We start from the raw sequence: 18,594 nt of genomic DNA, 5'->3' as shown, positions 1-18,594 counted from the left end.
GTCAGCATCGGCTCTAGGCGACAGAGTGCGGAAAAGCCAGCTTTTGCGGGCGTTTTACGGGTATTTTTCAACAGGAAAAACAGGCGCTTGGCAGCGCGCCAAAGTCAGGGCTGAATGGCGCTGCCGTCAAAGGCGAAGATACCGCCCGAATCGGCCGCAGAAAGCCCGTCGAGCACGTCCAGCATCATGCCCGCGCTGCGGTCCGCATCGAACAGCTTGCCGTCTGCGACATTGGCCTGGAAGGGCTTGCTCAAGGCGGTGTCGACCGTTCCGGGGTGCAGGGCGACCGCGATCGACTGGTCGTTGCGACGCCCCCATTCGATCGCGATGTTGCGGATCGTCATGTGCAGCGCCGCCTTGGCCGCGCGATAGCCGTACCAGCCGCCCAGCCGATTGTCCGAGATGCTGCCGACGCGCGCGCCGATCGCGGCGAACATGGCAGGGGCCTTGCGCGGCATCAGCGGCACGAAATGCTTGGCGACGAGCGCCGGGCCGATGGTGTTGACCGCAAAGTTGCGCGCCATCCAGGCCGCATCGAGATCCTTCATGCTCTTTTCCGGCCCGCGTCCGTCTGCGTGAAGCAGGCCTGTGGCGACGATCACCCGGTCGGGGGCTAGGCCCCGGTCAGCAAGACGCGCTGCCGCCGCAGCGATGCTCGCCTCGTCCTCGAGATCGATATGACCTTCGCCGGAAAGGCTGCGGGCAAGCGCGATCACCGTATCGCCGCGCGCCCCAGCCTGCCGGACGAAGGCCGCGCCGATGCCGCCCGACGCGCCGATGATGACCGTGGTGCGGCTCATGCGCGCACGAAGCGCCAGATGTCGTTGTCGCTCGCCTCGGCATCGAAGCGATAGCCGTCGCTGTCGAAGCCCTTGAGCGCCTCCGGCTCGGCATGCCGGTTCTCGCACAGGAAACGCGCCGCCATGCCGCGTGCGCGCTTGGCATCGAAGCTGACGAAACGCGGCCCCTTGGGCCCCTGCTGGCGGAAATCGGCGGTGATGACGCGGATGCCGCGCTTGGCCAGCCCCTTGCCGGCAGCAGCGAAATATTCCTGGCTGGCAAGGTTGATCACGGTGTCGCCGCCGCTCGCGCTCAGGTCCTCGGCGATCGCGGCGGCAATCCGGTCACCCCAGAAGGCGACCAGCGAATTGTGTCGCGGTGCCCAGCGCGTCCCCATTTCAAGACGATAGGGGCGGATGCTGTCGAATGGTCGCAGCAGGCCATACAGGCCCGACAGGATGCGCACATGGGTTTGCGCAAAGTCGAGCGCGGGCTCTTCGAGCGTCTTGGCCTCCAGCCCGGTATAGACATCGCCGTTGAACGCGAAGGCTGCAGGCCGCTCGGGCTGGTCGTAAAAACCGCGATAGCGCGCATAGTTGAGATCGATCAGCGCATCGGACACCGGCATGATCTGCTTCATCTTCGCCTTGCTCAGCCGCGCGGCGGATTTCACCAGCCGTTCGGTCTCCGGCTCGAAGCGGGGCTCGCTCGGGCTGATGGCAGGGGCGGGCGAATCGAAATCCAGCGATTTGGCGGGGGAAAGCAGGATGATCATGATGGCCAGCGCATAGACGAGCGACGAACCGATGCAAAGGCCATCGAACATAGTCGGACGAGCAGGGCTTGCGCCCGCTTGTCACCGCCGCCATCGGCTTTTTGGACCGGAACCGCAAAGGTCGTTGTCCGTTCCAGCCAGAGCCATTAAGGACGGCTTCATCAACCAGCCGCCAAAGGCTGACAGGTGATCGGCAGCTCAGGCTTTGCCGTGTTTTAGTTCGGAGGATAACATGCGTCGCATTTCCCGTTTCAACATGGCCCTGATGCTGGCGCTGGCCGGAACCACCGCGGTTTCGCTGGCGCTGCCGGTCGATGGAGCCTTTGCCCAGCGCGCCGAAAAGAAGGGCAAGAAAGGCAAGGATGAAGCGCCGCAGATGGAACTGAGCGCCGAGTTCCGCAACGCCTTCTCGGCTGCCCAGACCGCCTTTGGCGCCAGCGATTTCGTCACGGCAGAAGCCAAGCTGAACGAAGCCGCCGCGGTCGCCGCGAGCGCCGACGAGAAATATCTGACCGGCAAGCTGACGCTGCAGATCGGCCTCAAGAAGAATGACGAGGCGATGCAGATGAAGGGCATCGAACAGGCGCTGGCGAGCGGCAAGTCGACCGACGCCGAGAAGAAGACCTTCAACAGCTTCATCGGCGAAAAGGCGCTGCTGAAGAACGATTTCGCGCGCGCCCGCCAGTATCTGACGGCTGCGGTCGAGGCGGGTCAGAATGGTCCGGTGAACCTGTTCCAGCTGGCCGAAGCGCATTTCGGCGAGGCGATCGCCAAGTCGGGCGGCCGCAGCATCGATGCGACCAACGCGCCGATCGCTGCCGCAGGCCTGCCGTATCTGCAGCGCGCGGTGGAAGCGGACCTTGCCGGTACCAAGCAATATTCGGCAAGCTGGGCCAAGCGCGGCTTCCAGATCGCGCGGGCGACCAAGACCGACAGCAGCGTCTTTGCCAACCTGCTGCTCCGCGCCGACGCGGGCAAGGGTGCGTGGCACGAGGTGGTGCAGGCCGTGCAGGCCGATAACCGCAACTTCACCAGCGAGCAGAATCTCGATGCGATGCGCCTGCTGCGCATGGCGGGCGGCATGACCAGCGCCAGCGATTATCAGGAATATATCGAAGCCGCCGGCGCCGCGCGTCGTCCGACCGAAGTCATCGCGCTGATCGAGGAAGGCAAGGCCGCGGGCATCATCACCGACGGCAATGCCTATTTCAAGGATGCGCTGGCTACCGCCAGTGGCGCGCGCGGCGAATATGTCGCGACGCTCCCTGAGTCCGTGCGCGATTCGCGTGGCAAGGCGACCGCCACCGTCACGCTGGCAACCGCGGACGCGCTGCTTGCGAACAAGCAATATGCCGAGGCCGAAGAGCTGGCGGGCATCGCCGTGACCAAGGGCGCGACCGACAAGGAACGCGCGCTGATGGTCCAGGCGATCGCGCAGGTGGCGCAGGGCAAGTACGAACCCGCGCGTCAGACGCTGGCTGGCGTCACCGGCGTGCGCGCTCCGCTCGCCAAGCTGTGGACGCTGTACATCGACCAGAAGGCAGGCGCTGGCGCGACTGCTCCCGCCGCCTGATCACGCGCAAGCCGATCAGCAAAAAGGCAGGCCAGGCAATCCGCCCGGCCTGCCTTTTTCGCGTCCGGCAAAGGCGATCATTCCTCGAGCGGCACGCCCGGCTGCTGCTTGCTGGTGCGGATGGTCAGCGATGTCTTGACGCTGGCGACATTGGCTGCGGGTGTCAGCTTCGACGTCAAGAACGCCTGGAATTCCTGCAGGTCGCGCGCCACGATCTTGAGGATGAAGTCGATCTCGCCGTTGAGCATATGGCATTCGCGCACCTGGGGCAGGGTGCTGACATGCTCCTCGAAGGCCTTGAGATCGCTCTCCGCCTGGCTCTTCAGGCTGACCATCGCGAACACGGTGATCGCAAAGCCCAGTTTCTGCGGGTCGATATCGGCATGATAGCCGCGAATGATGCCGGCTTCCTCCAGCGCCCGCACGCGGCGCAGACAGGGCGGCGCGGTCAGCCCGACGCGGCTCGCGAGCTCGACATTGGTGATCCGCCCCTCATCCTGGAGCCGGGTCAGCAGCTGCCGGTCGATATGGTCCAGACTTGACACGATTTTTCCCCTGGCTTTGCTAGGCAACCGCCGGTGCCGACGGTGGGTTGCCATCGTCGGCCGCGTGCAAGCTGCGGTATTTGGGCGTGAAGCAGAAATAATCCGCAACATCACGCCACCTACCTATAATATAATTATTCGGTAACGCAATTGTCCCACATTGCGACGCGATAAAAAGCGCCCTTTCGCAGGCGAGCCGACGGAGCTATCCCTTGTGCCGATCGGTCGGCTGCGTGTAACGAACACGGCCCGCCGATCCAACAAATCGTGCTGTTCCAAGGACCTTGCCCAAGCCGATGCGCTACGACGACCGCCTTTCCACCGTCCTGGCCGGTAGCGTCCCCACTGGCGGAGCGGCAGTGGCGCAATATCGCCAGCTGGTGGACCTGCTCGGGCAAATCGGCGGCAATGATCTCGACGCGCGCCACGCGCCTGCGCTGGCGCGGATCCACGAACTGCGCACCAGTGTGAGCGATGCCGATCGGCTGCTGACCGTGCAGTGCCTTTCCGGGCGGCTGGTGTCGCCGGTGCTGGTGCAGTATCTCGCATCGGAGCGTCCCGAAATCGCCAGCGCGGCGATCCGCGCCGCACGGCTGGACGACGAAAGCTGGGCGACGCTCGTCCCCGCGCTCCCCACGCGCGCGCGCGGTTTCCTGCGCCATCGCCGCGATATCGGCCCGCGCACGCAGGCCCTGCTCGACCAGCTGGGGCTCTACGATACCGCGCTTCCCGCCGCAGAGGTTCAGGTGGCGGCCGAAACTGCGGCACCCACCGAGCACGACCCGGTGGCCCAGGCCCCCGAAGCCGAACCTGCCGCGCCGCCACCGGTCGACACCGAAACGATCCTCGAACCCGAGGCCGCGGCCGAGCCGGTTGCCGCGCCCGAGCCTGCCGCTTTGCCGATTGTCGATCCCGAACCGGTGGTCGAACCCGAACCCGCACCGGTCGCCGCCAGTCCGCAGAGCATCGGCGAAATCGTCAAGCGGATCGAGGCGCTGCAGGAGGTCCGCATCCGTCAGGCGATGGAGCAGGAGCCCCCCAGCCGCGATGGCTGGCAGCAGCTCGAACAGACGCTCGGCACGCCGGAAAGCCCTGCCGCCGAACCGGTCGAGACGGCTAGCGCCCTGCCCGAGGGGCATCAGCATTTCCAGTTCGCCACCGGCATCGACGGCAGCATCAGCAGCACGCGCGGCATGCTGCTTGGCATGGTGCACGGGCTTTCGCTCGCTCAGCCGGCGCTGAGCGGCTTTCGCGGCGTCGATGCCTCGGTCGCGACGGCGTTCAGTCGTCGCATGCCGATCCGCGGGGGGCGGGCCGATCTGGGCAGTGCCGCGTCGCTGGCGGGCGAATGGCGCGTCGATGCCGATCCGTGCTTCGACCGCGCGACCGGCCGTTTCACCGGCTATAGCGGAACGCTGCGGCGCCCGATGCCCTGGGAAAGTGCGGGGCCGGATGCGGCAGCATCGGGGCTGACCGGGCGCGATGGCCTGCGCCAGATCGTGCATGAACTGCGCACACCACTCAATGCGATCATGGGCTTTTCCGAGATTATCGAGCAGCAGCTGTTCGGCCCCGTGCTCAGCGAATATCGCGAGATGGCGCAGCGCATCCGCCAGGACGCGCGGCAATTGCTGAACGGCTTTGACGATCTGGACACCGCGCTCAGGCTCGACCGCAACGCGATCGACGATCCCGATGGCCATGTCGCGCTGAGTGAGCTCGCCGAACGCCTGTCTGCTCGGGTGCAGCCACTGCTCGACTATGCGGGGGCATCGCTGGTTCTGGGTCCGGTTCCGCAGGCTTCGGTGATTGCCATGTCGGCCCAGGCGCTCGACCGCATCGTTCCGCGCCTAGCCGGTGCGCTGATCGGCAGCTGCGAGGCGGGCGAGACCCTGCACGTGCAGTTCGTCGATCACAGCTCGACCGTCGACATCCTGTTCAGCCGCCCGAAAACGCTCGCCGGGCTCGATGAAGCGGCGCTGTTCGATGTCGACCGCACCGATGCCGGGCCGCGCGACGGCGGTCCGCTGCTTGGCCTGGGCTTCTGTCTCAGGCTGGTGCGCAACCTGCTCGCCAGCCATGGCGGCGCGCTCGCGATCGAGGACGAAGCTCTGCGCTTGACCTTGCCCGAGGCGGGGATTAGCGCAGAAGCCGCACGATCCTAGGCGGGAGGAGCGAGCACGGAGTGGCGACCGGGGGGGGCCAGGCCGATCATTTGCGACGCTGCGAGACATGAGCGCATGACCTTTGCAAGATTGCCGGGCAAGGATGACTTTGTTCGCTTTTCGCCCGAATTCGGCCAGCGTTATCTGGTGACGGTCGATGTCGAGGAAGAGTTTGACTGGACCCGGCCGATCGAGCGCGAGGGCTATTCGCTCGAAGCGGTCGAGGCGATCACCGATTTCCAGAAACTGTGCGAGGATTATGGCGTAACGCCCTTGTATCTCGTCGACTGGCCGGTGATTTCGGACCCGCGCGGGCGCGAGATTTATGGCGCTCTGGTGCGCGAAGGGCGGGCCGAGGTCGGCATCCAGCTGCACCCCTGGGTCAATCCGCCATTCGAGGAAGAGGTCAACCAGCGCAACACTTATGCTGGCAACCTGCCCAAGGAGCTCGAGCGCGCCAAGTTTTTCAAGCTGCGCGATGCGATTGCCGAGGTGACCGGCAAGCAGCCGATTGCCTATCGCGCCGGTCGCTATGGCATTGGCGGCGAAACGCTCAACCTGCTGCGCGAGGCGGGGGTGCTCTACGACACCTCGGTGCGCGCCAATTTCGATTACAGCAAGGCGGAAGGACCCGATTTCTCGCAATATCCGCTCGAGCCCTATTGGCTTGACCGCAAGCTGGGTATTGTCGAGCTGCCGGTAACCTCGGTCTATTGGGGCCTGTTGCGCCGTCAGGGAACGCTGTTCCCGCTGGCCCAGATGGCAGGTGTCACGAAATCGCTGATGGCACGTGGGCGGCTGCTCGAGCGGATCTCGCTGACGCCCGAGGGCATCTCGATCGACGAGGTGGTGCGCGGTATCGACATTGCGCTCGACGATGGGCTGCCGGTGCTCAATTTCTCGTTCCATTCACCGTCGCTCAAGCCGGGCTATACGCCCTATGTCCGCAAGGACGAGGATGTGACCGCGTTCTACGACTGGTGGCATCACGTGCTGTCCTATCTCGCGCAGCGCGGGGTGAAGCCGACCAGCATTGCGGATATCGACGCCAATATCCTGAGATGATGCCGGTGCGCGTTGTGCGCTAAAACCCATGCCGAGGCTTTTCGCGCTTGCCATCCAGCCCCGCGCTGGGCTAACCGCGCCTCTGGCACAGCCGGGACGGGCCTGTAGCTCAGTTGGTTAGAGCTGGCCGCTCATAACGGCTAGGTCGGGGGTTCGAGTCCCTCCGGGCCCACCAGTCCGTCCGGAAAGACACCGCCAGGAGCCGACCAGAACTGGCCGGATCGGGGAGTAGCGCAGCCTGGTAGCGCATCTGCTTTGGGAGCAGAGGGTCGCAGGTTCGAATCCTGTCTCCCCGACCAATTTTTATTTTCTGTTTTGAGACAGATACTTGGTCGGATGGCTTGTGTTTTGAATATACAGAAAAATATACAGTCGTGCGAGCGTGCGTCCGGCTTGCCCATGTGTGGCCAACCAGCGACGAGGCAGCAAAGCAGATCGTCATTCCGATGAAGGACGATTCGGACGGGTCCTCGGGCGATCATGTCTAAGGCAAAGGTCATTGCGCCTTCTCGGTGTTGTCGATGGCTTCGCTAGGCGGGGCGCAACCCGATCTGCGCGCCGATCCCTTGGTGCTCATTCTGGCGACCGGTTTCGCGCAGCCTATTGCGCCGGTCCTGCAACCCTATTTCGATCTCAGGCCGCCGCTGCGCGGCCAACCGGCAGTGCTCCTGACAATCTGAACCGATTTGTCGGACCCGCCGGGGTGTAACTCTATCCTATGCGCTTGGCTCCGGCCCTGTCGGAGCTTTTCACCGTGCATCAATTGCAGAATGTCTGCGCGGACGCCTGTCCGGCGGCCGCGCCCCATATCGATACCCTCGTCGATCCTGCCCAGCGGCCGCCGGTCATACTGCTAATGCAGGAGAACCAATCGCACCTCTCGCGCGATGCGAGCCTGTGCTTCAGCGTCATCGGCTTCCTGTTCATGATCACCAGCACCGCGCCCGCGCGCGAGCGGCTCGAGCTGGTCGAGGCCGCGCTCGCCGAAGCGAGGGGACGCTGATCGTAACGTCTTCAACGAACACGTCGCCGTGCATCGCATACCTGCGCCGCACCCATCACCGTGTCTGGGCAGCGATGCGCCCCGTGATGCGCTGCGTCGAGCGTAAGCGGCTGATGGCATAAAAACCCACATGGCATCTTTATGGATTGAGCGGTTTCGGGACCCGTCCTCGCGCACAACGTTCTGATCCGGCAGCTGAACATCACCAGCAAATGCAGGACGCAGATCAAGGAGCATCGATCAAAAGGCACCCCGGGACCGCCATTCTTGTCGGCCCCGGGGTGCGAGTTTCGACGAGTCTGGCGGGACAATTCTCGTCAGGGCAAGACGCATCTTGCCGGCCGCCGGATGACGCATGACGCCGTAAAATATCCATGTGCCTCAACGCCTTGCGGCATGAAATCCTCGTGAAACCCGCGCTCGGTGCCGAGTGATGAAAGCGATTTTCATGCGTTTTTCATGCCGCTCGCCGCTTTTGCACCGCGCATTTTCACGGGTCTCAGGCGCACCTGACGCTCCGCCAACCAAGGAGCTCCTATGTCCTTCGATCTTGCGCTTGCCGGCGTCGTCGCCGTCGGCCTGCTGGTGTATCTTGTCGTCGTTCTGATGACCCCGGAGCGCTTCTGATGGAGCGCGCGTCCCTTTTCGAACGCAAGCTCGTCGTTCCGGCCCTGCGCGACTCCTTCGTCAAGCTCGACCCGCGCACGCTGGTCCGCAATCCGGTGATGTTCACGACCGCCGTGGTAGCTGCCGTCGCCACCGTGGTGATGGTTCGCAACCTGGCTACGGGCAGCGGCGATCCGCTGTTCGAGGGCCAGCTAGTCTTCTGGCTCTGGCTCACGGTGCTGTTCGGCAACTTTGCCGAAGCGCTGGCCGAAGGGCGTGGCAAGGCGCAGGCACAGTCGCTGCGCTCCACCAAGGACCAGCTCATTGCCTTCCGCATCGGGCAGGATGGCAAGCTTGCCGAAATCCCTGCCACGCAGCTCCACGCGGGTGATGTAGTGCGGGTTATCCAGGGGCAGCCGATTCCCGCCGATGGCGAGGTCGTGGCCGGTGTGGCCTCGGTCAACGAGGCGGCGATCACCGGCGAAAGTGCGCCGGTCATTCGCGAAGCGGGTGGCGATCGGTCTGCTGTAACCGCCGGCACCATGGTCATTGCCGACCAGATCGACGTGAAGGTCACGGCAGAACCCGGCAGCGGGTTTCTCGATCGCATGATCGCACTCGTCGAAGGCGCCAGCCGCCAGAAGACGCCGAACGAGATCGCGCTCACGGTTCTGCTCACCGGCCTGACACTGATCTTCCTGATCGCCGTCGGCACCCTTCCTGCCTTTGCCGCTTATGCCGGGGGCGAGATTGCGGTGCCCGTGCTGATCGCGCTGTTCGTCGCGCTCATCCCCACCACGATTTCGGGGCTGCTTTCAGCGATCGGCATTGCGGGCATGGACCGGCTGATCCGCTTCAACGTGCTCGCCAAGTCGGGCCGCGCGGTTGAGGCGGCGGGCGATATCAGCACGCTGCTGCTCGACAAGACCGGGACGATCACCATCGGCGACCGTCAGGCCAGCGAGTTCGTGCCGCTGCCCGGCGTGGCCCTGGCCGATCTGGTCGCGGCTGCGCGCCTCTCGAGCCTTGCCGATACGACGCCCGAGGGCCGGTCGATCGTGGCTCTGGCCGGCGACGGAGATGCGATGCCTGAAGGGGCTGAACCGATCGCGTTCACCTCGCAGACGCGTGTCAGCGGACTGATGATCGGCGAACGCGCGCTGATCAAGGGTGCGGTCGATGCCGTGCTGCGGCGACTGGGCGACAAGGCTGATCCGACCGCTGCTGCCGCGCTCCATCAAGCCTCCGAGGGCATTGCCCGGTCGGGCGGCACGCCGCTGGCCGTCGCCGATGGCAACCGGCTGCTCGGCGTCATCCACCTCAAGGACATCGTCAAGGCGGGGATTCGCGAGCGCTTTGCCGAACTCCGCCGCATGGGCATCCGCACGGTCATGATCACCGGCGACAATCCGCTCACCGCCGCGTCGATCGCGGCCGAAAGCGGCGTGGACGATTTCCTCGCCGAGGCGACTCCCGAAGACAAGCTGGCGCTGATCCGCAAGGAACAGGCGGGCGGCAAGCTGGTCGCGATGTGCGGCGATGGCACCAATGACGCGCCCGCGCTGGCGCAATCGGATGTCGGCGTCGCGATGAACACCGGCACCCAGGCCGCGCGCGAAGCGGGCAACATGGTCGATCTCGACAGCGATCCGACCAAGCTGATCGAGATCGTCGGCATCGGCAAGCAGTTGCTGATGACGCGTGGGGCGCTCACCACCTTCTCGATCGCCAATGACGTGGCGAAATATTTCGCCATCCTGCCTGCCATCTTCGTCGTGCTCTACCCCTCGCTGGGCGTGCTCAACGTGATGGGACTGGCAACGCCGTCGAGCGCGATCCTGTCGGCGATCATCTTCAACGCGATCATCATCCCGCTGCTCGTGCCACTGGCGCTCAAGGGCGTCGCCTATCGTCCGATGCCCGCCGCCAGGCAGTTGCTGCGCAATCTGGGCATCTATGGCCTGGGCGGCGTGATCGCGCCGTTCATCGGCATCAAGCTCATCGACATCGCCGTCGCCGGCCTCGGCCTGGCCTGAGCGAGAGGACCTAACATCATGCTTGCATCCCTACTTACCGTCGCCATCGTCGTCGGCGGTTCGATACTGCTCTCCTGGCCGCTCGGCCGCTATATGGCTGCGCTGTTTTCGGGGCGCTTTGCCAGCGCGGACGGCACTTTCGCCAAGCTTGGCGGGTCCTCGGCCGATCAGGACGGGAAGGCCTATTCGATCGCGCTGCTGGCGTTCAACGCCGTCATGTTCGCGTTCGTGTTCGCGCTGCTGTCGCTCCAGCACCTGCTGCCGCTCAACCCGGACGGCCAGGGACCAGCCTCGATCCATCTCATCTTCAACACCACGGCCTCGTTCGTCACCAACACCAATCTCCAGCATTATTCGGGCGAGAGCACCTGGAGCTATCTCGCCCAGCTTGCCGGGCTGATGTGGTTGCAGTTCGTTTCGGCAGCGACCGGCATCGCCGCGCTGGCAGCGCTCGCGCGCGGGATTGGCGGCCAGAAGAGCATGGGCAATTTCTTCATCGACCTGCAGCGCGCTTCGTTCGGGGTGCTGCTGCCGTTGGCGATTGCCGTTGCGCTTGTTCTCGCGATTTCCGGTGTGCCGATGACGTTCAACGGTGCTGCCGAGGTGACGACGCTCGAAGGCGCGGTCCAGACGATCGCGCGCGGCCCTGCGGCGGCATTCGTCGCGATCAAGCAGCTCGGCACCAATGGCGGCGGCTTTTTCGGCCCCAATTCGACGCATCCGCTCGAGAATCCGACCTTCTGGGCCAATCTGGTCGAGATGGCGTCGCTCATCCTCATTCCGATGGCTTGCGTCTGGATGTTTGGTCGCATGATCGGACGGACCAAGCACGCCGTTGTCATTTTCGGCGTGATGGCAGCCTTGCTGCTGGTCAAGATCACCGCCGTCATGGCGTTTGAATCGACGCCGACCCAGGCCTTTGCCCAGCTGCCGGTGGTGCAGGATGTCGGCAATCTTGAAGGCAAGGAACTGCGGCTTGGGGCGACCACCGGTCCGCTCTGGGCGGCGCTGACCACCTCCACCAGCAACGGCTCGGTCGGCGCGATGCACGACAGCCTCAACCCGCTTGCTGGCCTCGTCCCCATGGCGGGCATGTGGCTCAACGAGACCTTTGGCGGCGTGGGCGTCGGCATGATCAACATGTTCCTGTACATCGTCGTCGCGGTGTTCGTCGCGGGCATGATGGTCGGCCGCACGCCCGAATATCTGGGCCACCGGATCGAGGGGCGCGAGATGCGGCTCGCGGTGCTGGCGCTGATCAGCCATCCGCTGCTGATCCTGGGCGGCACGGCGCTGTTCGCCGCTACCCCCTGGGGCACCGACACGCTCGCCAATGTTGGCGCGCATGGATTTTCGGAGATCCTGTACGAGTTCAGCTCGTCGGCGGCGAACAATGGTTCGGGCTTCGAGGGGCTTGGCGACAATACTGGCCCGTGGAACTGGGCGACGGGTATCGTGATGCTGATCGCGCGCTTCCTGCCCATCCTGGTGCCGCTGGCGATCGTCGGTTCGCTGATGAGCAAGCGCCGCAGCGCGGAAAGCGCAGGTACGCTGAGCGTCGAGAGCAGCACCTTCGGCATCATGCTGCTGATCACGATCCTGATCTTCGGCGCGCTCACCTTCTTGCCGGCGGCTGCCCTGGGCCCGATTGCCGAACACGTCACGCTGATGCGCTGAACCGGACCAAAGCAAAGGACATAAGGACATGACGACCTATCTTCTCCCCTCGCTCCGGCTCTGGATCGTGAGCCTTCTGGTGTGCGCGCTCGGTTATTCGGCGCTGGTGTACGGCTTCGCGCAGACGGTGGCACCGTTCCAGGCCGAAGGCTCGATCCTGATGCGCGACGGCAAGCCGGTGGGCAGCGCGCTGATCGCGCAGAATTTCGCGCAGGAGCGCTATTTCTGGCCGCGCCCGTCTGCTGCCGATTATAACGGGGTGGGAGCGGCGGGCAGCAACCTGTCGCCGACCAGCGACAAGCTCAAGCAGCGCGCGTCCGAGACGGTATCGCGTTACGCGGCCGCCGACGACAATCCGCTGCCGGCGGATCTGGTGGCGGCATCGGGCGGCGGGCTCGACCCGCATATCTCGCTCGCGGGCGCGCGCTATCAGGCGGGGCGCGTCGCCGCTGCCCGCGCGCTGCCGGTGGCCGATGTCGAGACGCTGATCGACCGGATGGCCTTTGCTCCCGGTGGCCCGGCCGCACCCGACCGGATCGTCAATGTGCTCGAGCTCAATCTGGCTCTCGACCGGCTTGCGCGCTAAGCGGGAGCGACGATGACCGACAGCTCTCCCTCCAACGATGCCGAACGGTACCTCAGAATCGCCAAGGCCGAACAGCGCGGCCGATTGACGGTCTATCTCGGCGCAGCTCCGGGGGGCGGCAAGACCTACCGGATGCTGCAGGAAGCGGCGCGGCGCAGGGCAGAGGGCGAGGATGTCGTTGTCGGGGTCGCCGAAACACACGGGCGAGGCGAGACGGCAGCGCTGCTCGCCCCGTTCGAGATCCTGCCGCGCCGCGCGGTCGATCATCAGGGGCACCGGCTGGAGGAATTCGATCTCGATGCCGCGCTGGCCCGGCGACCCGGACTGATCCTGGTCGATGAACTTGCGCACACCAATGCGCCAGGAAGCCGCCACCCCAAGCGGTGGCAGGATGTCGCCGAACTGCTCGCCGAGGGGATTGACGTCGCCTCGACGGTCAACATCCAGCATATCGAGAGCCTGAACGATCTCGTTGCCGGGTTCACGCATGTCCGGGTGCGCGAGACCATTCCCGACAGCTTTCTGGAAGACGCCGAACTGATCGTTATCGATCTGCCGCCCGAGGCGCTGATCGAGCGACTACGCGCGGGCAAGGTCTATCTGCCTGACACGGCGGGCCGCGCGCTCGCCAATTTCTTCACCCCCAACAAGCTGGCCGCATTGCGCGAACTGGCGCTGCGCTTTGCCGCGCACAACGTCGATCGCCGGCTCAGCAGCCAGCTCGAACTGAGCGGCGAGCGGGCCGATTTCGTCTCCGGCGAACGGCTGCTGGTGGCGGTCAGTCCCGGGCGTGGCGGCGCGCGTGTCGTACGCCATGCCAAGCGCCTTGCCGATCTGCTCCACGCGCCCTGGACCGCAGTGGTGGTGGAGAGTGCCGGCGCGCGTGCGGTATCCGGTAGCCAGCGAGAGCAGCTCGCCGACAATCTCGCGCTGGCGGCGTCGCTAGGTGCATCGCTGATGACCATCGCGGCGCAGGATGTCGGCCAGGCGCTGGTCGATCAGGCCAAGGACCTGCGCGCCAGCCAGATCGTGATCGGCAAGAGCAGGCGCAGCCGCTGGTTCGAATGGCGGCATGGGTCGATCGTGCAGGACGTCATCCGCCGCGCGCGCTCCATCCCGGTGCATGTCGTCCCGCTCGACGAGGCCGACGAGAAACCGCTCCGCCCCTATGACCCCTATGACCAGCGCGACAATGTCATCGCGTTCGTCTCCATCGGGGCGGTGGTGGGTTTGCTGTTTCTGCTCAAGGACTGGATCGCGCCGGGGGCCATCGACATGCTGCTGCTGGTGCCGGTCACGGTATCGGCCATGTTCCTGCGGATGCGCGCTGCCTTGTGGGCCGCGCTCTGGGCGGCGCTGGCCTATAATTTCTTCTTCATTCCGCCGCTCTACACGCTTTCGATCAGCAGCCCTTCGGACGTCGTGACCTTTATCGTGCTCGCCGGTGTGGCCGCAGTGATCGGCGTTCTGGCCGGCAAGGTCCGGCAGCAGGCCCAGATCAGCGCTGGGGTCGCGCGGCTCAACGCCTCGCTTGCCCGCTTTGCCGGCCTGATGGGCGCATTGTCCGACCGCGATGAGACTGCAAACGTCGCCTGCCGTGAAATCGGTATGCTACTCGACGTCGAAGCGGTCATCGTCTCGCTCGAAGACGGAAACGTCGTCGTTCGCGGCAACCCGACCTTTGCCGAGCTCGACATGGTGGACGAGACGGCGGCGCGCTGGGCGCTGGAACATGGACAGGCTGCCGGGCGAGACACAGGCACGCTTGCATCGGCAGACTGGCAGTTCCATCCGCTCAAGACGGCATTGGGCACCATGGGCGCGCTGGGCGTGGCGCGTTCGTCGAAGGAGCGGGTGATCCGCCCCGACGATGCGACGTTGCTCGCGTCGCTGGTCGATCAGACCGCGCTGGCGCACGAGCGGCTGGTGCTGGAGGCCGAAGCGCGGCAGGTCGAGGGTCTGCGCGAGCGCGACCGGCTGCGCGGGGCGCTGCTCGGCAGCATCGCGCATGACCTGCGCACGCCGCTGACGGCGGTGATCGCCGCGACCGAGGCCATTCCTGCCGAAGGTGCCTATGCTGATGAAGTGCGGATCGCGCGCAGCGAGACGCGCCGGTTGCAGCGGTTTCTCAACGATCTGCTCGAAGCCTCGCGGATCGAGGACGGGTCGATCGAACCGAGATGGGAAAGCCTCGACCTGACCGACATCATCCATGCCGTGCTGCGCGATCTGAGGCAGGATCGGCCCGGCAGCCGCGTGGTGGCCAGCATCGATCCCGATTGCCCGATCATCCAGAGCGACCCGCTGCTGCTGCGGCACGTGCTCATCAACCTGATCGACAATGCACTCAAATTCTCGCCCGCCGGTTCGCGCGTCGATGTCGAGCTGCTTTGCGGCCCCGATGCGGCCTTGTGCCGAGTGGCAGACCGTGGACCCGGCCTGCCAGCCGATCGCGACGGACTGTTCGACCGCTTCCATCGCCTCGAGGGCAGCGACCGCGTGGGCGGATCGGGCCTCGGTCTGTGGATTGCCAAGAACTTCATCGAGGCGGTAAGGGGCAGCATCACGGCGTCGAACCGGGAAGGCGGCGGGGCCGTGTTCGAGATAAGCCTGCCACTGACCGCGCCCGCACCGGAACAAGACCATGAGCAGAATGCGTAGCGATGTGCTCATCATCGACGATGAGGCCGCTATCCGTCGCCTCTTGACCGGTGCGCTGGATCGTAGCGGCCTCACGCATGTCGAGGCGGGCACAGCCGGCGAGGCGCTTCGCCTCGCCATTGCCGAACCTGCGCCGCTGGTCGCGCTGCTGGACCTGGGGCTGCCTGATCGCGATGGGCTGGAGATCGTGCCCCAGCTTGCGGGCCATGGGCTGGCTGTCATCGTGCTCACCGCGCGCGATGCGACTGGGGAGAAGGTCGCTGCGCTCGACCTTGGTGCCGACGATTTCGTCACCAAGCCTTTCGACACAGAGGAACTGCTCGCGCGCGTCCGATCGGCCATTCGGCGGAAGAGTGGCCCCGTCGCCGATCCGGCTGTCCGCCAGTTTCAGGAAGGCATGATCGATCGGTCCGCGCATCGCGTCACCATACGCGGTAGCCAGATCGATCTTACCCCGCGCGAGTTCAACCTGCTCTGGGCCTTGTGCGACCATCCCGGTCGCGTCTTCACGCATGACAAGCTGCTGACCGATGTCTGGGGACCGGCGCATCGCGAGGATCTCGATTATTTGCGCGTTGCGGTGCGGGCGTTGCGCCGAAAGCTCGAACTCGACCCGGCGCACCCGAAGCTGATCATCAACGAACCCGGCATAGGCTATCGCGTGGCGGTCGGCTGATCCCTGCCTTTGGGCAGAGGTTGATCGCTAGCATTCTCCTGAGCGAGGCAGCGGCACCCAGGCAGCCAACCGCTCTTTCTGCGGCTTATCGCAGCGATGGCAGCGCCCGGCCAAGCCCATCCAGCGCCGCTTGCAGGGTCGCACGGTGCTTGGCGAAGCAGAAGCGGACCAGATGGTTGGGGGCATTTTCGGCATAGAAGGCCGAGATCGGGATCGCGGCGACGCCGGCCTGTCCGATGATTGCCTCGCAGAACGCGACATCGTCCATCGGCACCTCCGATGCGGCCAGGTCCACGGTCACGAAATAGGTCGCGGCCGATGGGATGGTGGCAAGGCCGATGGCGGCCAGGCCGGCGCAGAAAAAGTCACGACTGGCCTGGTGCGCGTCGCGCGCCATCGCGATCCAGGCGTCCTGGCTGTCCAACCCTTCGGCTACCGCCCATTGCAGGTGCGGCGGGCTGGTGAAGGTGAGGAACTGGTGGGCCTTGGCCAGCACGCGTGCAATCGGCGGCGCGGCGCACATCCAGCCCAGCTTCCACCCGGTCAGTCCGAAGATCTTCCCCGCAGAGCCGATCTTCACCGTGCGCTCGCGCATGCCGGGCTGCTGCATCAGCGACCGATGCTGCGCTCCGTCATAGACCAGCGCCTCCCACACCTCATCGCAGATCGCGATTAGGTCATGTTCCACACACGCCTGCGCGAGCAAGGCCAGATCGTCGGGATGCGCGCAGGTGCCCAGCGGGTTCATCGGATCGTTGAACACGATGAGCCGCGTGCGCGGGCCGATCGCGCGGGCGAGGCTGGCAGGGTCGATGCGCCAGCTCGTCCGGTCCATGTCGACGATCCGCGCGGTGCCGCCGGCACGCTGCACCAGCGGCAGATAGGCGTCGTAGAGCGGCTGGAACAGCAGCACCTCGTCGCCCGGCACGATCAGCGCGAGCAATGCGGCGGCGATCGCCTCGGTCGCGCCCGAGGTTACGACCACTTCCTCTGCGGTCAGATCGAGCGCCTGGTGCCGCGCGTACCAGCCTGCCACCGCTTCGCGCAATTCGGGCAGGCCGATCATCGGAGGATATTGGTTGGACCGCTGGTGCATCGCATCGCAGGCCGCCGCGATCACCGCCGCGTTGATCGGACCATCGGGAAAGCCCTGGCCCAGATTGATCGCGCCCGTCTCGCGCGCACGCATCGACATGGCCTCGAAGATCGTGGTTGGCATGTCGCGATAGAGGGGATTCATGGCATCTCCGGCTCGGCAGGGCAGGGGGGATGGCGATGGCTTGGCATCCGATGGCTGCCTCTGTCCAGAGCCGTGGCGCCGAAATCGATCGTTGCGGCCGGGCCTCGCCTCTGGATCGGCTTGCTGCTTTGCGTCAGACTGGGCCAGCAGATGCAAATAAGGGATCGCCAGTGCCACGAACAGCCAAGCCGGGAATGCCCGTCCATGCCGAAAGCCACCAGATCGCGCGGATCGGCTGGCTGCGCGCCGCGGTGCTGGGGGCGAATGACGGAATCGTCTCGACCGCCAGCCTGATTCTGGGCGTCGCGGCTTCGGGGGCGGATCGGCAGGCGCTGCTGGTCGCGGGCGCGGCAGGGCTGGTGGCGGGCGCGATGTCGATGGCGGCGGGCGAATATGTCTCGGTCAGCAGCCAGTCGGATACCGAGGCGGCGGATCTGGCGCGCGAGCGGGCGGAACTGGCGGACGATCCCGAGTTCGAACGCGCCGAGCTGGCCGCGATCTATGTCGGGCGCGGGGTCGATCCGGCGACGGCGGATCGGGTCGCGGTGCAGATGATGGCGCATGACGCGCTGGGCAGCCATGCGCGCGACGAGCTGCACATCAATGATCTGACGGCTGCCAGGCCGCTCCAGGCGGCGCTCGCTTCGGCGCTGACCTTCACGGTCGGCGCGGCGCTGCCGCTGCTGCTTGCGGCGTTGCTGCCGATGGGGGCGATGGTGGTGGGCGAGGCGGCAGGATCGATCCTGTTCCTCGCGCTCTTGGGGGCGGTGAGCGCCCGGGCGGGGGGTGCTCCGGTGGCACGTCCCGTGATCCGCGTCGTTTTCTGGGGGGCGCTGGCCATGGCGCTGACGGCGGGGATTGGCAGGATGGTCGGCGCTGCGGTCTAACAGGGCCTCAATTCGGTCAGACGATGACGCCGGGGCCGATGCTGGCGGCGATGAAGACGATCGAGGAGATGGCGGCGAGAGCGGTGGCGATGACGTTCATGATGGTGTTTCCTGTGTCGAAGATGGTTGAAGCGGTGTGGATCAGACGATCATGCCAGGGCCGACGCTGGTGGCGATGAGGATGACCGAGCAGATCGAAGCGAGAGCGGTGGCGAGAATGTTCATGGGGAAGGTCCTTTCGAGTTCGGTGCGAGGGAAGCGGTGGGGGATCAGGCGACGACGCCGGGAGCGACGCTGGCGGCGATGAACAGGCTGGAGG

Annotated in this window: 16 protein-coding genes and 2 tRNA genes; 13 read left to right on the top strand and 5 right to left on the bottom strand. The window is 65.5% G+C overall.

The window, feature by feature from the left end; genetic code table 11:
• Positions 1-104: 104 nt before the first annotated feature.
• Both AX725_RS02975 and AX725_RS02970 read right to left on the bottom strand, forming a co-directional pair.
• The gene (locus tag AX725_RS02975; RefSeq protein WP_060979050.1) at positions 105-800 is read right to left on the bottom strand and encodes an SDR family NAD(P)-dependent oxidoreductase; all 696 of its coding nucleotides are present in this window, start codon (positions 798-800) and stop codon (positions 105-107) included.
• Positions 797-1,555: a YaaA family protein gene (locus AX725_RS02970; RefSeq protein ID WP_060979074.1), complete on the bottom strand. Its 759-nt coding sequence runs from the start codon at positions 1,553-1,555 to the stop codon at positions 797-799. The genes AX725_RS02975 and AX725_RS02970 overlap by 4 nt, the downstream gene beginning before the upstream one ends.
• 232 nt (positions 1,556-1,787) lie before the next feature.
• Between AX725_RS02970 and AX725_RS02965 the strand changes: the two genes are divergently transcribed.
• Complete coding sequence (locus AX725_RS02965; RefSeq protein WP_060979049.1) at positions 1,788-3,128, top strand: hypothetical protein; 1,341 nt, start codon at positions 1,788-1,790, stop codon at positions 3,126-3,128.
• A 77-nt stretch (positions 3,129-3,205) separates the two neighbouring features.
• Here the strand turns inward: AX725_RS02965 and AX725_RS02960 are convergent, their stop codons facing one another.
• A complete protein-coding gene (locus tag AX725_RS02960; protein WP_060979048.1) occupies positions 3,206-3,673 on the bottom strand; it encodes an Lrp/AsnC family transcriptional regulator in 468 nt (155 codons plus the stop codon).
• 296 nt (positions 3,674-3,969) lie between these two features.
• On the opposite strand from AX725_RS02960, the gene AX725_RS02955 reads away from it, so the two are divergent.
• The 11 genes from AX725_RS02955 to AX725_RS02910 all read left to right on the top strand — a co-directional run bounded on the left by AX725_RS02955 (position 3,970) and on the right by AX725_RS02910 (position 16,148).
• Positions 3,970-5,838 (top strand): sensor histidine kinase, encoded by a 1,869-nt coding sequence (locus tag AX725_RS02955; protein WP_066113975.1) that lies wholly within the window; start codon positions 3,970-3,972, stop codon positions 5,836-5,838.
• Positions 5,839-5,913: 75 nt separating this feature from the next.
• Positions 5,914-6,903 (top strand): polysaccharide deacetylase family protein, encoded by a 990-nt coding sequence (locus tag AX725_RS02950; protein ID WP_060979046.1) that lies wholly within the window; start codon positions 5,914-5,916, stop codon positions 6,901-6,903.
• 98 nt (positions 6,904-7,001) lie between these two features.
• A tRNA-Ile gene (locus AX725_RS02945) sits at positions 7,002-7,078 on the top strand.
• Between the two features lie 47 nt (positions 7,079-7,125).
• Positions 7,126-7,202 (top strand) — tRNA-Pro (locus AX725_RS02940).
• A gap of 455 nt (positions 7,203-7,657) precedes the next feature.
• Positions 7,658-7,906, top strand: coding sequence for a hypothetical protein (locus tag AX725_RS02935; protein ID WP_155645705.1), 249 nt, complete (start codon positions 7,658-7,660; stop codon positions 7,904-7,906).
• 537 nt (positions 7,907-8,443) lie between these two features.
• Entirely contained in the window at positions 8,444-8,533 is a 90-nt protein-coding gene (kdpF, locus tag AX725_RS20320; RefSeq protein WP_067513113.1) for a K(+)-transporting ATPase subunit F, read from the top strand.
• Positions 8,533-10,548, top strand: coding sequence for a potassium-transporting ATPase subunit KdpB (gene kdpB / locus AX725_RS02930; protein ID WP_060979044.1), 2,016 nt, complete (start codon positions 8,533-8,535; stop codon positions 10,546-10,548). The genes kdpF and kdpB overlap by 1 nt, the downstream gene beginning before the upstream one ends.
• An 18-nt stretch (positions 10,549-10,566) precedes the next feature.
• Complete coding sequence (kdpA, locus tag AX725_RS02925; RefSeq protein ID WP_060979043.1) at positions 10,567-12,225, top strand: potassium-transporting ATPase subunit KdpA; 1,659 nt, start codon at positions 10,567-10,569, stop codon at positions 12,223-12,225.
• 28 nt (positions 12,226-12,253) lie between these two features.
• Entirely contained in the window at positions 12,254-12,811 is a 558-nt protein-coding gene (gene kdpC / locus AX725_RS02920; RefSeq protein WP_060979042.1) for a potassium-transporting ATPase subunit KdpC, read from the top strand.
• Between the two features lie 12 nt (positions 12,812-12,823).
• Positions 12,824-15,472: a DUF4118 domain-containing protein gene (locus tag AX725_RS02915; protein ID WP_066113972.1), complete on the top strand. Its 2,649-nt coding sequence runs from the start codon at positions 12,824-12,826 to the stop codon at positions 15,470-15,472.
• On the top strand, positions 15,465-16,148 hold the full coding sequence (locus tag AX725_RS02910; RefSeq protein WP_060979040.1) for a response regulator: 684 nt from the start codon (positions 15,465-15,467) through the stop codon (positions 16,146-16,148). Before AX725_RS02915 ends, AX725_RS02910 begins: the two co-directional genes overlap by 8 nt.
• Before the next feature lie 85 nt (positions 16,149-16,233).
• On the opposite strand, the gene AX725_RS02905 is transcribed toward AX725_RS02910, so the two are convergent.
• Positions 16,234-17,388: an aminotransferase gene (locus AX725_RS02905; RefSeq protein ID WP_060979039.1), complete on the bottom strand. Its 1,155-nt coding sequence runs from the start codon at positions 17,386-17,388 to the stop codon at positions 16,234-16,236.
• A 194-nt stretch (positions 17,389-17,582) separates the two neighbouring features.
• Between AX725_RS02905 and AX725_RS02900 the strand changes: the two genes are divergently transcribed.
• Positions 17,583-18,275, top strand: coding sequence for a VIT1/CCC1 transporter family protein (locus AX725_RS02900; protein ID WP_060979038.1), 693 nt, complete (start codon positions 17,583-17,585; stop codon positions 18,273-18,275).
• Positions 18,276-18,291: 16 nt separating this feature from the next.
• Here the strand turns inward: AX725_RS02900 and AX725_RS21120 are convergent.
• Positions 18,292-18,594 (bottom strand): hypothetical protein (locus AX725_RS21120; RefSeq protein WP_202185039.1); only part of this gene is annotated, 303 nt, incomplete at its 5' end.

It is taken from the genome of Blastomonas sp. CCH9-A1 (assembly GCF_001557175.1).
In the GTDB taxonomy this organism is placed as follows: domain Bacteria; phylum Pseudomonadota; class Alphaproteobacteria; order Sphingomonadales; family Sphingomonadaceae; genus Blastomonas; species Blastomonas delafieldii_A.
The sequence above is the reverse complement of the archived record's forward strand: the minus strand, read 5'-3'. Positions and strand labels throughout refer to the sequence as shown.

Bases quoted from the DNA above. Each gene is read 5' to 3' on its own strand.
- AX725_RS02975 (WP_060979050.1), bottom strand. From the start codon at position 800: ATGAGCCGCACCACGGTCATCATCGGCGCGTCGGGCGGCATCGGCGCG.
- AX725_RS02970 (WP_060979074.1), bottom strand. From the start codon at position 1,555: ATGATCATCCTGCTTTCCCCCGCCAAATCGCTGGATTTCGATTCGCCC.
- AX725_RS02965 (WP_060979049.1), top strand. From the start codon at position 1,788: ATGCGTCGCATTTCCCGTTTCAACATGGCCCTGATGCTGGCGCTGGCC.
- AX725_RS02955 (WP_066113975.1), top strand. From the start codon at position 3,970: ATGCGCTACGACGACCGCCTTTCCACCGTCCTGGCCGGTAGCGTCCCC.
- AX725_RS02950 (WP_060979046.1), top strand. From the start codon at position 5,914: ATGACCTTTGCAAGATTGCCGGGCAAGGATGACTTTGTTCGCTTTTCG.
- kdpF (WP_067513113.1), top strand. From the start codon at position 8,444: ATGTCCTTCGATCTTGCGCTTGCCGGCGTCGTCGCCGTCGGCCTGCTG.
- kdpB (WP_060979044.1), top strand. From the start codon at position 8,533: ATGGAGCGCGCGTCCCTTTTCGAACGCAAGCTCGTCGTTCCGGCCCTG.
- kdpA (WP_060979043.1), top strand. From the start codon at position 10,567: ATGCTTGCATCCCTACTTACCGTCGCCATCGTCGTCGGCGGTTCGATA.
- kdpC (WP_060979042.1), top strand. From the start codon at position 12,254: ATGACGACCTATCTTCTCCCCTCGCTCCGGCTCTGGATCGTGAGCCTT.
- AX725_RS02915 (WP_066113972.1), top strand. From the start codon at position 12,824: ATGACCGACAGCTCTCCCTCCAACGATGCCGAACGGTACCTCAGAATC.
- AX725_RS02910 (WP_060979040.1), top strand. From the start codon at position 15,465: ATGCGTAGCGATGTGCTCATCATCGACGATGAGGCCGCTATCCGTCGC.
- AX725_RS02905 (WP_060979039.1), bottom strand. From the start codon at position 17,388: ATGAATCCCCTCTATCGCGACATGCCAACCACGATCTTCGAGGCCATG.
- AX725_RS02900 (WP_060979038.1), top strand. From the start codon at position 17,583: ATGCCCGTCCATGCCGAAAGCCACCAGATCGCGCGGATCGGCTGGCTG.